This window comes from Nonomuraea sp. NPDC048881, assembly GCF_040649795.1.
Taxonomy (GTDB): domain Bacteria; phylum Actinomycetota; class Actinomycetes; order Streptosporangiales; family Streptosporangiaceae; genus Nonomuraea.
The window spans coordinates 46,664-60,287 of record NZ_JBEZGC010000018.1 but is presented as its reverse complement, the minus strand read 5'-3'; the positions used below and the strand labels follow the sequence as shown (position 1 = coordinate 60,287).

The window sequence follows — 13,624 nt, the reverse complement described above, 5'->3', positions numbered from 1 at the left end:
ATCAGAGAATTATGGGGCAGCTTGTTAATCAGTCGATTGATGGGTAGGGGCAACGACGACATGAAATGAATTCCGAGGGGCGGGCTAAATGAAGTCATCGGACGCTGCGCAACTGAGAGCCGGGCTCCGCTCCTTCATCTCGCAGGAAACGTCGGGCGCCTGCTCGATCCGGGTGCCGAGACGCACCAACATCTACAACTGCGGTCAGCGCGACAGCAACATCTACGTGATCGAGAGTGGTCAGGTCAAGACCCAGATGTACGCGCGCTGCGGCAAGGAATGCCTGCTCTCGATCTTCACCGCCGGCGACATCTTCGGTGAGTCCTCCCTGCTCGGGGCCGAGCGAAGCGAGACGGCCACCGCCATGCGGACCACCTGGGTGCGCCGCATCCCGGCCGCCCGATTCCGCGCCGCCATGGCCGAGAACGAACTCATGGACGGATTCATCGACTATCTCGCGCTACGCCTGCGGGAACAGCAGGAAGTGATCGCGACAATGGTCACGATGGACAGCGAGCAGCGTCTGGCCTCCGTTCTGCTGCGCTTATCCAGAAAGATCGGTAAGCGCCGTGCCCCGAATGTGCGGGCCATCGAGGAACGCATCACCCAGGAAGAACTCTCCGGCATGGTCGGCACCACCCGGTCGCGCGTCGGATTCTTCCTCAAACGATTCAAGGACGCCGGCCTGGTCCTGCCCACCTCGGACCCGTACCTGGTCGTGGACGAGGAACGCCTGGCCGAGTACGTCGACGAGGTCAACTGACGGCCGACGAGGTCGACTGACGGCCGGCGAGCCGCCCCCGGCCCGGTCCGCGCGCGGCGGGCCGGGCCGGGCGGCGTTCAGCAGGAGATCAGCTCGAACGGCACCGCCGGACGGCCGCCGAACCGCTGACCCGCGGCGTTCACGAACCCCTCCAGCGGCACCCGGGCCCCGCCGGGCGGCACCCCCAGCGCCGACAGGTACGCCGCGTGCGCCTCGACCGAGGCCAGCGCCGCGTCCAGGTGCCCGGTCACGTCCACCGCGTGCGTCGGCCGCACGGAACCGGCGATCGCCACGTACTTGACGCCGCCCCACGGCTCGGCCCCCGCGTCGGGCAGGATCCAGCGGTTGCCCGCGTCGAGGACCGCGTCCAGCACGGCCCGGCCGGTGACGCGGTGGTCGGGGCTGTTCCACTTCCCGGTGAAGGTGAAGTCGTGGTGGTTGAAGGTGATCACCAGCTCGGGCCGGTGCCGGCGCAGCGCCGCCACCAGGTCGTGCCGGAGCCGGGGGGAGTGCTCGATCCCGCCGTCGGGATGGTCGAGGAACTCGACCGACGAGACGCCGACGATGGCGGCGCTCGCCCGCTGCTCCTCCTCCCGCACCTTGCGCGCCTGGTCCGGCGGCATCGAGTCGATGCCCGCCTCGCCGCGGGTGAGCAGGAGGTAGCCGACCTGCTTGCCGGCCCCGGTCCAGGCGGCCACGGCGCCGGCGCTGCCGAACTCCATGTCGTCGGGGTGGGCCACGACGGCCAGTGCTCTCGTCCAGTCATCGGGCATGGGCTGTAAGTCGTCCGTCATGCCCTTCCCCCTGACATGCACGAAGATCGCTAAACCTGTTGGTCCGGGCCGTAGCGCCGGGCGACGTCCTGGGAGGAGGGCCAGCGGCTGTAGGCCGGCGAGCGCGGCCAGCCGTCGGGGGAGTCCTGCCACTCCTCCTGCCGCCCGTACGGCAGCAGGTCGATCAGCGCGAAGGTGTGCGTGAGCTGCTCGGTGCCCCGGCCGTCGGTGTGCCAGGTGCGGTACACCGCGTCGCCGTCGCGCAGGAACACGTTCACGGCGAAGCCCGCGCCGGGCGGCGCGCCGACGTCGGCCCCGAACGGGCTGCCGGCCGTCGAGTACCAGGTCATCCGGTTGCCGACCCGCCGCCGGTAGGCCAGGGCCTCCTCGATCGGGCCCTGGGTGACGACGACGAACCGGGCGTCGTAGTCGTCCAGGAACTCCAGGCGGGTGAACTGGGCGGTGAACCCCGTGCATCCCGGGCACTGCCACTCCTTGCCGGGGAACCACATGTGGTTGTAGACGATCAGCTGCCGCCTGCCTTCGAAGACGTCCGCCAGCCGGACCGGCCCGTCCTCGCCCTCCAGGACGTAGTCGGGCATGCGCACCATCGGCAGGCGACGGCGCTGGGCGGCGATGGCGTCGAGCTCACGGGTGGCGGCCTTCTCCCTGGCCCGCAGCTCGTCGAGCCGGAGCCGCCAGGTCTCGGCGTCGACGACGGGCGGTAGTGCGTTCGCGCTCATGGTCTCTCACTGTTCGGTCGCGGCCTGCGATGCACAGGGACAGACCCGCCGCGGACGCGAAACTCATCGGCGGCCCCGCATCCCGCCGAGGCCGCCCGCACGGACTCCTGAGCACGTCCGGGCGGTAGCCTTCTACCTCGGGTAGAACCCGGGAGGAGTCGCGGATGCAACTCGGCAATCTCGAACGGTCGATCATGGAAGCCCTGTGGCGGCGTCCTCAGGGCATGTTCGCCCACGACCTCGCGGCCGGCCTGCCCTCCCAGCCCGCCGTCACGACGGTGCTGACCGTGCTGATGCGCCTGGCGAACAAGGGCATGGTCGCCCGCGAGCGCGTCGGCCGGGCCCACCTCTACAAGGCCACCGCGGGCAAGGACGCCTTCGTCGCCGAAGCCATGCGCGCGGCGCTGGCGGAGGCCGGCGACGTGGTGGCGGCCGTGCAGCGGTTCGTCGGCACGGTGACCCCCGAGGTGGCCGCGGCGCTGCGCGAAGCGCTGGAGGAGCAGGACGGACCGGCGCGGTGATCGCCTGGTTCGTCGCCGCCGGGGTGGCGCTGCTGCCGGTGACGCTGGGCGGCCGCCTCGCCCGCGCGCTGGCCGGAGCGGCCTAGTCATATCGTTGCCCGCGGGCGGCGCTGGCGCTCTGGCAGGCCATCGGGCTGGGCGCGGGCCTGGGCGCGGTCGGCCTCGGGCTGGTGGCCGCGGTCGCGCCGCCGGCGGCGGTGTTCCCGCACGGCATGCACACGCTGCTGCGGCAGATCGTCAGCGGCCACGGGCTGGACGGCCTCGGCCCGCTGCACCTGCCGGCCCTGGCCTGGTCGGCGGGCCTGCTGAGCTGGCTGGCCGTGCACACGGCGCGGGCCACGGCCAAGACCCTTCGCGAGCGGCGGCGGCAACGCCTGCTGGTCGACGTGGTGGCCGACCATCATCCGGCCTACGACGCCTACGTGCTGCCGGTGGCCGGGCAGGTGGCCTACTGCGTGCCGGGCAGACGCCGGCGCGTCGTGCTGAGCCAGGGCACCCTCGACGCGCTGGCGCCGGCCGAGCTGCGGGCCGTCCTGGAGCACGAGCGGGCGCACGCGCGCGGCCGTCACCACCTGGCCCTGCTGCCGTTCGTGGCGTTGTCGCACGCGTTCTCGTGGCTGCCCGCCGCGCGCACGGCCCGCGAGGCGGTGGCCGTGCTGCTGGAGATCGTCGCCGACGACCACGCCCGCCGCGTGCACGGAGAGCTGCCTCTGGCGCGGGCCCTGGTACGCATGGCGGCCGGTGGCGCTTCGCCGGGGGCGGCCACGTTCGCCCTGGCCGACGCTGGTGTGGTGGAACGGCTGGAGCGCCTGCTCGACGGGCGCGGCCGGCCCCGCTGGGTGTCGGCGGCGGCCTACTCGGCGGCCGTCCTGCAGCTGAGCGGGCCCCTGGCGGTGCTGATCGCGCCGCTGGTCTGCTTCGCCCTCTAGCGGCCCTCGTCCTGATCGCGGCCGCGGTCGTCCTGGCCGGGGGGCTCGCCGTCGCGCTCCTCGCACTGGTGCTGACGGCGGCCCCCTGTCAGCCGTCCCGTACGCCGGGCAGGTCAGGAGCTCGGCGCCGCCAAGGCTTGGACGTTCTGCATATCCTGGGCAGCCCGCCCGGAAAGAGGTGTCCCTGTGTACGAGATCGTGGCCGCTCTCGCGCCCCCCGTCGTGGTCGGCGGAGCCTTCATCGTCGGCGTCGTCCACCTGGTACGCGCGGAAGGGCGGGCCAAGGCCGCCGAAGCCCGGGCCGCGCGCGAGCGGGAGGCGGCCGCGCCCGACCTGGGACGGCAGCCGGAACCGCGGGCCGACGGCTGACCCCGCGCCGCTACCGGCCGGGCTCGTCGCAGCCGGGCCGCGTGTGCCCGGTGTGCTCGCCGCCCGCCTCGGCCGCGTAGCGGAGCAGGTGACGGGCGGACGCCTCCAGGTCGGCGGCGGCGGTCACGCACGCCGCCAGATGGGCGGTCACCGCCGAGCGCAACCAGGCAGGCGTCCCGTCGCCCGCCTTCAGCCCCGCCTCGACGGCGCGCAGCCGCTCGGCGCAGGCGGCGAGGGCGCGGGCGTCCGCGCGCAGGACTTCGGCGTGCGCGACGATCGCGGCGATCCGGGCGGACATGGCTCCTCCATCAGCCCGTCGGCACCGGGACGGCGGCGTCCCGGAGCGTCCGGCGGGTGGTGGCCGACAGGCACAGCAGCGGGCGGGCGCCGTCGAGGCCCAGCTCGCGCAGCCGTCCGGCCAGCGGGTGGGCCGACCGCGGCTCGACGGCCAGCCGCAACGACGGCGCCGCGTGCAGCCGGGCCCGCCCGCGGGCGCGTACGTGGGACCGCAGCACCGCGCCGGCCTCCCGGGCGTAGCCGACCAGGCCGGGATCGTTCAGCGGCAGGCCGGGACCGAGCCGCCCGCGCAGGGTGAGGATCCGGTCGGCGGCGAGGTGCGCGGACCGCGCGCCGAGCCGCAGCTCCAGAGCCGTCAGGTACGTCTCGCCGCCCCACAGCCGCGCGCCCAGGGCCTGGACGACCGCGCTGTCGACCGCGGAGCCGACGAGGAAGGCGCCGGAGCGGCGCACGTCCGCGGCCCGCAGCAGGTCGGGAGGACCGAAGCCCCGCCACGGCGGGCCGGGCTCCGGCGACCGGAACGGCCCCGGCACGACGACGCCGACCTGCAGCTCCGCGTAGTCGCCCACGCCGGTGCGCCGGTTCCGGGCGGCGTGCACGACGACCAGCGCCCGCCCCGCCACCCGTACGACGGGACCGAGCCCCGTGCCCTCCAGCAGCCCCGCCACCGCCGCCGGGCTGACGGCGAAGCAGGCCGTGATCGCCTCGCCGTCGCGGCAGATGATCGGCAGCTCGACGACCCCCTCGGGCCCGTGGACCGGCACGGCCCGGAAGGGCGACCGCTCCGGCGCGGGCGGACGGTCGAACAGCAGGTACGCCTGGGAGCGCACGACCCGCCCCCGGTACGGGGCGAGCCGCTGTTCGATGACGTCGCGGGCCTCGGGCAGGTCGTCGGTGAGGTTGGCGAGGTAGCGCTCGATGCTGTGGCACTGCGGGAACATGTGGGTGGAATCGCTGTAGTCCACCACGTACCAGTCGGGGTGCAGGTCGAAGCAGGTGCCGGCGCCCTGGCCGTCGAGGGTGGGGATGATGTCGTGCTGGTTGGTGACGCTGGCCACCCAGGTGCGCGGGTCGGCGGGGCGTTTGAAGTCGACGGGCGAGCCGACGGCGACGGCGTGCGTGACCGTGTGCCGGGCGCAGAAGGCGGGGTCCTGGGCCAGGTTCATGATCGCCGCCCCGCCCGCGCTGTGCCCGACGAGCGCCAGGTCGGCGCCCGGCGGCGGCCCGTAGTCGGCGACGGCCTGTGCCAGGGCGCGGCTGTAGGGGCTGGCGGCCAGCACGGCGCTGCTGAACGCGCCGAGCAGGTCCTGGGGCGACTCGCCGTCGGGACGCCCGAGCCGCATGCCCGGCGCGTGCAGGACGTGCCGGATCACGCCGTCCGGCCCCTCGACGCTCTGGAGGAGGGCCCGCCCGGTGGTGCCGATCGTGCTGATGTTGGACAGGAAGCCGAGCAGCGAGCCGCGCGCGCACAGCCGGGCGGACTCGGCCGCGCTCAGCTCGACCCGGCGCGCGGCGCCCTCCCCGACGTCGAGGACGGCGATCGCCCTGTTGCTCAGCCCGAGGAGCGGATCGGCGGTGGCGAAGCCCCTCCCCGTCGCGATCAGCCAGGCGGCGGCGTCGTTGAGCGGGTTCTCGTCCAGCAGCGCGCGCAGCGCCAGGACCTCGCCGAAGACCGGCGCGAGCTGGCTCAGCGCGCGCACCGCGCCACGGTCCTTGAGCAGGGCGCGCAGGGCCCGGACGGCCTCCACGTCACGGTCGGCGGCGGCCGCCTCGATGAGCCGGGCGAGCATGGGGTCCTCGGTCAGCTCGGGATGGGCGACCGCCACCGCCGCCACGCGCAACCGCAACGACGTGGCCAGCACCCGTACGGCCAGGCTCTCGGCCCCCAGCAGGGCGCCGGCCTTGGCGGCCGCGGTCGCCAGCCGGCCGCCGGCGAACGAGTACCCGAGGCCGCGGCCGTTCGTCGTGGCCCGCAGCAGCGCGCGGTAGGCGGGCCGGGCCGCCGAGGGGGCGCGCGGCACGGCGCGCAGCAGCGCGTCGTCGGTCAGCGCGGCCGTGGCGTGCGACGCCGCGCCGTGGATGGTGACCGCGACGTCCACCAGCTCCCGGGCCAGGGCGCGCAGGGTCCCGGCGGCCGGATCGTCGTCGCCGGTCACGGCCGGGCCCGCCGGGACATGCTGACGAAGCGGGGGGCCGGGTCCTCGGGCGTGTTGCGGCGCAGCACGTCCGACAGCGTGCGCGTGGCCGCGATGACCCGCAGGCCCTGGGGGGAGAACGTGGCGGCGTTGAAGATCCGCGGCGCCAGCAGCGGGTTGGTGAGCGCCTGGGAGAAGGCGTCGATGGCGATGATCTTGGTCAGCAGCGGCGGCAGGATCGCGTCGGGGGAGCCGGGCTCCTCGGCGAACAGCCCGACGTACAGGTCGACGTCGTCCACGTCGCGGTAGAGGTCGCGCAGCGCGCCGCTGACCCGCCGGTCGCCGGTGATCTGCTCGAAGGCGCGCACCCGGGGGAAGCGGCAGTGCTCGCGGTAGCCGTTGTACGGGGCCAGGCCGAGCACCCGGGAGTCGGCGACGCTGGCCACGTCGATCTCGCGCAGCACCGGGTCGGTGTTGAACAGGCCGATGCGGCCGGCGCGCTGGCGGGAGGCGTCCTCGAACAGCCGCCCGAGGCCGGGCCCGGGGAGCAGCGAGCCGGCGAAGAAGGTCTCGGCCATCGGCAGCTCCCGCCCGGCCACCGACAGACGGGACGGGACCAGGCTGTGCCAGCGGTAGACGAGGTTGAACTCCACGGAGGCCCAGTTCTGCCGGTGCCAGGCCGCGCGGTCGAGCCGCGTGGACAGCCACGGGTCGAGGGCGAACCGGAAGTGGTAGGGGGTGATGTGGTTGATGTACTCCTCGACGACCAGTTTGATCAGCAGCACGATGAGGACGTTGCGGGCGGTCTGGAACAGCCGTTCGTCGTCCCAGCGCGGATTCTCCCGGGCCAGCAGCCGCGCCACCCTGTTGTGCTCGCGCAGGAACAGCACCGTCAGCATGGTGAAACCGATCTGGCCGTTGCCCCGGTCGCTGCCGGTGGCGAACAACGTGTCGCGCCGGGCGTCGGACAGCTGGTCGAAGCGGATGACGCGCAGCGGGGCGAACTCCGGCTTGATCTTGCCGTTCGCGCACAGGTAGGGCGGGAACTCGCCGCCGCCGAGCGACTGGCTCTTGAGCAGCCCGCCGTCGAAGGCGCGCAGCGCGGCCGTCGCCGCCTCGTCGAGGCCGTACACCTGGTTGAGGTCGATGTGGTGGTTGGAGCTGTTCTTGCGCGGGTCGCGCGGGACGTTGACGTCGCCGCGCAGGAAGCCGTCGGTGAACCACTGGGCGAAGTAGGCGAAGAGCACCGTGGAACGCGGGCACGGGATCATGGACTCGCCGCGGGCGAACAGGTCGGCCGCCCGCTCCGGCGTGGGCAGCCGATCTTCGGCGACGGCGACCGGAGGCAGGTGCCTGCCGCTGTAGGCGCGGTCGGTCAGGGAGGCCCACGAGGTGTAGTCGGCCATGGTGCTCAGCGGCTCGGGGCGCGGGGGCATCTCGCGGATCGCGTGGTCGATCAGCGAGGCGTTGATCCGGCGCCGCACCGGGCGGCTGCTCTGCAGCAGGTCCCAGAGGGGCCGGCCGTGGGTCAGGGCCAGGAACCTGAGCCGGTTGGACAGGCCGTCCGTGGCGATGCTGCGTGCTCGGCTCGCCGCCATCGTCAGCCTTCCCGCACGCCGGCGCCGAGCCCGAGCGCGAAGGCGTCGGGGAAGATCCCGAGTGAGCGCTCCACCCGGCCCTCCGGCGGCGGCAGCAGCCGCACGCCCGGACGCAGCAGCAGCCGGCGCACGGTCTCGGCGATCACCACTTCGGCCACGTGCACGCCCAGGCAGGCGTGATGACCCGAGCCGAAGAACAGCTGATGGTGACGGGGACGGTCGAGGCGGAACTCGCCGGGATCCGGCACCACGGCCGCGTCGAACATGGCGGAGGCCGGCGCCGCGAGCACGAACGTGCCCGCCGGGATCACCGTGCTGCGCGGCGTGCCGGCGGCCAGCACGTGGTCGCGCTCGCACAGCCGGGGAAGCAGTTTGAAGAACGGGCTGAACCGCAGCGCCTCCCAGACGTACGGGTCGAACCTCTCGGGATCGCCCGCGACGGCCGTCGCCTCGGCCAGCACCCGCGGGCGCAGCAGGAGCTGCTCGACCGCCTCGGCCATGGCCCCCGGCGCGCTCTCCACGAAGCCCAGCGGCAGCCCGGCCATGTTGATCACGATGCGCTCGTCGGAGACGGCGGGCAGGGACGCCCGGACCAGGCGGGCGAAGACGTCGTCGGGCAGGTCCCGGCCGGCGCGCAGCGTGGCCCGGTGCTCGGCGAGCAGGTCACGCAGATACCCGACCAGCTCGGCGCCCGCCTTGACGGACGCCGCCTGGAGCTCGGGGTCGCCGAGGAAGTTGGCGAAGCCGTCGGCGACGATGGCCCGCGTCCAGCGGCCCAGGGTCCGCGGGCCGGGGCCGGGGACGCCGAAATACCGCGCGCACACGCCGAGGGCGACCGGGCGGAACAGCCCTTCGACCGCCTCCAGCCGCCCGCCCGGCTCGGCGGCGTCGAGCAGCTCGTCGGCCAGACGGCCGGTCAGCTCGCGCACGCCGGCCGCGTCCTGCGGGGCGAGCATGAGCTGCATCAGGCCCTTCTCCCGCCAGTTCATCGGCGTGGCGTCCCGGCCCAGCATGAACGGGGCGCCCAGCGCGGCGTCGAGGCGGGGCCCGAAGGCGCGTACGGAGAAGACCTGCTCGTGGGCGAGCACCTCGGTCACGTCGGCGAAGCGGGTGACGACCGTGAAGGCGGGCGTGACGAAGACCGGACGCCGCTCGCGCAGCTCGGCGAACAGGCTCCGCCAGTCGGTCCGCATCCACTCCCGGACCAGGCCGAACGCCGATATCGGGTCTTTGGCCAGCGCCTGGTCGTACCTCTCCAGATAGCCGCCCGTGGTCGCCTGATCGACAGCACCCATTCCGTGGACCTTCCGCCTGATATCGGAGCGCACAAGGATGATCACTTTGCGCAATCACAATCTAGGGAGGCGTCACACCCTTTCTTCATGACAATCGAGTGCATTGTTTTGGTGCCTCACGGTAATTACTCCGTCACTGTCAGGACATTGCCGCAGTCCATGGGCCTGGTCATTGAATAAGGAGCCTGATCGACCCGTACCGCTCATGGGAGGAAACGTGACGTCACCCCTGCCGCAGCCGGGCACGGCGGAGACGGTGACGGTCACCACCGGCCGCCGCACCGCCTATCTGGTCGTCCTGGTCGTCCTGCCCGTGCTGCTGCTGGCCCTCGCGGTGCCGGCGGCCTGGGGGTGGGGCATCGGCCCGCGCGACCTGGTGATCGCGGTCGTGATGTACCTGGTGAGCATCTTCGGCATCGCCATCGGCTACCACCGCCTGTTCACCCACCGCGCCTTCAGGGCCAACCGGGCGCTGCGGATCGCGCTCATGCTGGCCGGCGGCATGGCCGTCGAGGGCCCCCTCACCCTGTGGGCCGCCGAGCACCGCCGCCACCACAAGTACGCCGACCGCGAGGGCGACCCGCACTCGCCGTGGCGCTACGGCGACAGCGGCCCGGCCCTGCTGCGCGGCATGCTGCACGCCCACGTCGGCTGGTTCTACACGGCCCGGCGGCGCTCCAGCCGCCGGCACTGGGTGCCCGACCTGCTGGCCGACCCGGACGTGCGCCGCCTCGACGCCGCCTACCCGGCGGTCGTGCTGCTGTCGTTCGCGCTTCCGGCCGCCGCCGGCGGGCTCTGGTCGATGTCGTGGGCGGGCGCGTGGAGCGGGCTCCTGTGGGGCGGCCTGGTCCGCTACGCCGTGGTGCACCACGTCACCTGGTCGGTGAACTCGATCGCCCACACCTTCGGCGACCGCCCGTTCCGCACCAGGGACCGGTCGTCCAACGTGTGGTGGGTGGCGATGCTGACGCTCGGCGAGGGCTGGCACAACTGGCACCACGTCGACCCCACCTGCGCCCGGCACGGCGTGCTCAAGGGCCAGCTCGACCCGAGCGCGCGGCTGATCCGCTGGTTCGAGCGGGCGGGCTGGGCCCACGCCGTGCGCTGGCCGGCCCCCGACCGCCTGACGGCCCGCCGCGCCGAGCGCGTCCCCGGCTCCTCGCGCTGACACGGGCGGCCGGGATACCGCGACGCGCCACCCCCGTATGGGACGATGGAGCCAGTCAGGTCGCTTCAGCCTTCCTCCCACGAGCACCACGTCGGAGAGGACGGTCATGGAGATCACGCCGCAGGCGGTCGTCATCCCGAAGGAGACCGGCCATCTGGAGCAGGGCAAGTACGGCCCCGTCTTCCCGCGCGGCCCCGCCTGTTACGGATTCACCGTCATCGCCCGGGTCAAGCCCGGCCGGGCCGACGCCATCCGGGGCTACGGCGACACGCTCGCCGAGGCGCTGCGGGACGACCCCGGCCTGCTGGCTCCACTGAAACTGCACTACCTGCGCTGGGTGCTGTTCGACGACGACACCCGCTTCATGTACCAGGGGATCTTCGACACCGACTTCGACAAGTACACCGAAGACGCCATCGCGCTGTTCACCAGGGCGGGGGTGAACACGGTCTTCGAGAACCTCGAAGGTTTCCCCGAGGACTGGAAGACCAACCCCGAGGCGTTCGTCCGGTTCGTCCGCGAGCATCACTGCCCCAGCTTCATCGAGTACGGCGAGTACCCGTACGTCACCGCCGACGAGATCAAGAAGGCTCTGCGGATCAAGAGCGCTCTGTCGGACATGCTCGACCAGTTGCAGTGACGGCCCCGGACGGCGCAGGAGATCAGATGAGTGAGCCGAAGACGGCGCGCACCTACAACCAGGACCACGTGCCGCGCCCGTACGCCCCCGGCCGGCGGCGGGTGAGCATCTACGTCGCATGGAGCTATCCGGCCGAGGCGGGCCGGGACGTCACCGGGCTGGACAACCGGTTCTCCACGATGACCGAGGTGCGCCGCGTGCAGTGGCCGGCCTACGAGGACCCGCAGTGGTCCGACCCCATGCGCTTCCAGCAGGGCATCGCGGGCGGCCTGGAACTGTTCTTCTGGGGCTGGCTGCCCTTCCAGCGGTTCGTCCACGAGGTCACCGGACACCCGGTGCCGGTGTACCAGCGCGTCGACCAGGCCGGGTTCCACACCCCGCTGGACGAGCGGGTGCTGGCCGACACCGACACCCTGTTCGTGTGGGGGCTGGACCACATGATCACGGGGCAGGAGGCCACGGCCGCCGAGATCGAGGCGGTGCGCGCGTTCCTCACCCGCGAAGGGACCTGCCTGGCCCTCGGGCCGCACCATGACGTCGGCGCGACCGGCGACCTGGCCGTCCGCGACGTCGAGTACCACCATCACGGCGACGCGCTCGTGCCCCGCCAGCAGCGGTTCGGCGGGTACACCCGGTCGCTGATGGCGGGGCTGGGGGTGCCGGTGGAGAACCGGTACGGGCTGCGTCCCGCCGTGATGGGAACGGGGCAGAACGCCCCGCTGTCCATCGCCGGGGACCTGGACACCAAGGGGTGGCTCGAAGGGGTGTCCCACTTCAACTTCCACATGCACCTGCCCCACTACGCCGTGACCACCGACGACCCGGACGCCGTCCGGGTGCTGGGCCGGCAGCCGATCGACCTGACCCGGCCGACGCACCCGTTCGTCGAGGCCGGGAACACCGAGTTCAACATGTTCCTGTGGCTGCCCCCGCGCGGCGACCGGGCCGGGGACGTGATCCTCGCCGACTCCACGATCTTCAGCTCGCTGTTCGGCGTCGACGAGAGCCTGCGCGCGTTCTGGAACAACCTCGTCAGAGCCACGTGAGCGACCTCCGGTGAACGAACACACTCCGGCCATGCTCGACCTGGACGACATCCAACGCGGGGTGCTCAGCGCGCGGCCGACCCCGTACGCGGCGACGTACCTGCTGTTCCGCATCGACGACCGCGCCCAGGGCCGGGAGCTGATGCGGCGAGTGAGCGCCGTGGTGACCTCCGTGGCCGACCCGGTGAGCCCGCTGGGGGAGACGTGGGTCAGCGTCGCGCTCACCTACCAGGGGCTGAAGGCCCTCGGCGTGCCGCAGGCATCGCTGGACACCTTCGCGTGGGAGTTCCGGCAGGGCATGGCCGCCCGCGCCGCCGCCCTGGGGGACACCGGGGACAGCGGCCCCGACCGCTGGGAGCGTCCGCTCGGCACCCCGGACGTGCACGTGGTGCTGGCGGCGCTCGCGCCCGACACCGCGCGCCTGCAGGCCGCGATCGAACGCGCCCGCCCCGCCTACGACGCACTTCCGGGCGTGACGGGCATCTGGCGGCAGAACTGCCACGCCCTGCCCACCGAGACCGAGCCCTTCGGCTACCGCGACGGCGTCAGCCATCCCGCCGTCGAGGGCAGCGGCATCGCCGGGTCCAACCCCCTGGAGACGCCGCTCAAGGCGGGCGAGTTCGTGCTCGGCCGGCCCGACGAGCTGGGCGGCGTCCAGGCCCCCCAGCCCGACGAGCTGGGGCGCAACGGCACCTACGTGGCCATCCGCAAGCTGCACCAGCGGGTCGCGCTGTTCCGGCGTTACCTCAGGGACAACGCCACCGATCCGCAGGACGAGGAGCTGCTGGCGGCGAAGATCATGGGTCGCTGGCGCAGCGGCGCGCCGCTGGCGCTCAGCCCGTTGCACGACGACCCCGCCCTCGGCGCCGACGCCGCCCGCCGCAACGCCTTCCTGTACCAGGAGGACGACCCCGCCGGCTTCACCACGCCCGGCGGCTGCCACATCCGCCGGGCCAACCCCCGGGACGCGGCGGTGGCCGGCGTCCCGAGGCTGCACCGCATGATCAGGCGCGGCACGGTCTACGGGCCGCCGCTGCCCGACGGCGTCCTGGACGACGACGGCGCCGACCGGGGGCTGATGTTCGCCTTCGTCGGAGCCCATCTCGGGCGGCAGTTCGAGTTCGTCCAGACCGAATGGCTGAACGACGGCGTCTTCTTCGGCGGGGGCCCGGCCAGGGATCCCCTGACCGGCTCCGCCGACGGCTCCGGCGACTTCACCGTCCCCCGGCGTCCCGTACGGCGGCGCCTGGAGTCCCTGCCCCGGTTCGTCGTCACCCGCGGCGGCGAGTACGGCTTCATGCCGAGCCTGACCGCCCTGCGCTGGCTCGGCGACCTCGCCGGCTGACG

14 protein-coding genes are annotated in these 13,624 nt (G+C 73.2%); 8 read left to right on the top strand and 6 right to left on the bottom strand.

The window, feature by feature from the left end; all coding sequences use genetic code 11:
• Positions 1 to 88 precede the first annotated feature (88 nt).
• Positions 89 to 763: a Crp/Fnr family transcriptional regulator gene (locus AB0C33_RS40965; protein WP_358298221.1), complete on the top strand. Its 675-nt coding sequence runs from the start codon at positions 89 to 91 to the stop codon at positions 761 to 763.
• 77 nt (positions 764 to 840) lie between these two features.
• Here the strand turns inward: AB0C33_RS40965 and AB0C33_RS40960 are convergent, their stop codons facing one another.
• Positions 841 to 1,557: a PIG-L deacetylase family protein gene (locus AB0C33_RS40960; protein ID WP_352365061.1), complete on the bottom strand. Its 717-nt coding sequence runs from the start codon at positions 1,555 to 1,557 to the stop codon at positions 841 to 843.
• 29 nt (positions 1,558 to 1,586) lie between these two features.
• Entirely contained in the window at positions 1,587 to 2,279 is a 693-nt protein-coding gene (locus AB0C33_RS40955; RefSeq protein ID WP_358298219.1) for a DUF899 family protein, read from the bottom strand.
• A gap of 164 nt (positions 2,280 to 2,443) precedes the next feature.
• Here AB0C33_RS40955 and AB0C33_RS40950 point away from each other — a divergent pair, with 164 nt between their 5' ends.
• From AB0C33_RS40950 to AB0C33_RS40940, 3 genes are all read left to right on the top strand, one after another.
• Positions 2,444 to 2,800: a BlaI/MecI/CopY family transcriptional regulator gene (locus tag AB0C33_RS40950; protein ID WP_358298217.1), complete on the top strand. Its 357-nt coding sequence runs from the start codon at positions 2,444 to 2,446 to the stop codon at positions 2,798 to 2,800.
• A gap of 170 nt (positions 2,801 to 2,970) precedes the next feature.
• Complete coding sequence (locus AB0C33_RS40945; RefSeq protein ID WP_358298215.1) at positions 2,971 to 3,729, top strand: M56 family metallopeptidase; 759 nt, start codon at positions 2,971 to 2,973, stop codon at positions 3,727 to 3,729.
• 186 nt (positions 3,730 to 3,915) lie between these two features.
• Complete coding sequence (locus AB0C33_RS40940; RefSeq protein WP_358298213.1) at positions 3,916 to 4,098, top strand: hypothetical protein; 183 nt, start codon at positions 3,916 to 3,918, stop codon at positions 4,096 to 4,098.
• A 10-nt stretch (positions 4,099 to 4,108) separates the two neighbouring features.
• Here the strand turns inward: AB0C33_RS40940 and AB0C33_RS40935 are convergent, their stop codons facing one another.
• Genes AB0C33_RS40935 through AB0C33_RS40920 form a run of 4 tightly spaced genes read right to left on the bottom strand, consistent with a single transcriptional unit; the run spans position 4,109 to position 9,423 of the window.
• Entirely contained in the window at positions 4,109 to 4,396 is a 288-nt protein-coding gene (locus tag AB0C33_RS40935) for a hypothetical protein (protein ID WP_358298211.1), read from the bottom strand.
• A 10-nt stretch (positions 4,397 to 4,406) separates the two neighbouring features.
• Positions 4,407 to 6,551 (bottom strand): hypothetical protein, encoded by a 2,145-nt coding sequence (locus tag AB0C33_RS40930; protein ID WP_358298209.1) that lies wholly within the window; start codon positions 6,549 to 6,551, stop codon positions 4,407 to 4,409.
• Positions 6,548 to 8,128 carry a peroxidase family protein gene (locus AB0C33_RS40925; protein ID WP_358298207.1) on the bottom strand — a complete coding sequence of 527 codons (1,581 nt, stop codon included), beginning with the start codon at positions 8,126 to 8,128 and terminating at the stop codon, positions 6,548 to 6,550. The genes AB0C33_RS40930 and AB0C33_RS40925 overlap by 4 nt, the downstream gene beginning before the upstream one ends.
• Before the next feature lie 2 nt (positions 8,129 to 8,130).
• Complete coding sequence (locus AB0C33_RS40920; protein WP_358298205.1) at positions 8,131 to 9,423, bottom strand: cytochrome P450; 1,293 nt, start codon at positions 9,421 to 9,423, stop codon at positions 8,131 to 8,133.
• A 217-nt stretch (positions 9,424 to 9,640) separates the two neighbouring features.
• Here AB0C33_RS40920 and AB0C33_RS40915 point away from each other — a divergent pair, with 217 nt between their 5' ends.
• The 4 genes from AB0C33_RS40915 (at position 9,641) to AB0C33_RS40900 (ending at position 13,622) form a co-directional block, all read left to right on the top strand.
• Complete coding sequence (locus AB0C33_RS40915) at positions 9,641 to 10,591, top strand: acyl-CoA desaturase (protein WP_358298203.1); 951 nt, start codon at positions 9,641 to 9,643, stop codon at positions 10,589 to 10,591.
• A gap of 106 nt (positions 10,592 to 10,697) precedes the next feature.
• Positions 10,698 to 11,231 (top strand): hypothetical protein, encoded by a 534-nt coding sequence (locus AB0C33_RS40910; protein WP_358298201.1) that lies wholly within the window; start codon positions 10,698 to 10,700, stop codon positions 11,229 to 11,231.
• A 26-nt stretch (positions 11,232 to 11,257) separates the two neighbouring features.
• Positions 11,258 to 12,277 carry a hypothetical protein gene (locus AB0C33_RS40905; protein ID WP_358298199.1) on the top strand — a complete coding sequence of 340 codons (1,020 nt, stop codon included), beginning with the start codon at positions 11,258 to 11,260 and terminating at the stop codon, positions 12,275 to 12,277.
• Positions 12,278 to 12,287: 10 nt separating this feature from the next.
• Positions 12,288 to 13,622: a Dyp-type peroxidase gene (locus tag AB0C33_RS40900; RefSeq protein WP_358298197.1), complete on the top strand. Its 1,335-nt coding sequence runs from the start codon at positions 12,288 to 12,290 to the stop codon at positions 13,620 to 13,622.
• Positions 13,623 to 13,624: the final 2 nt, after the last annotated feature.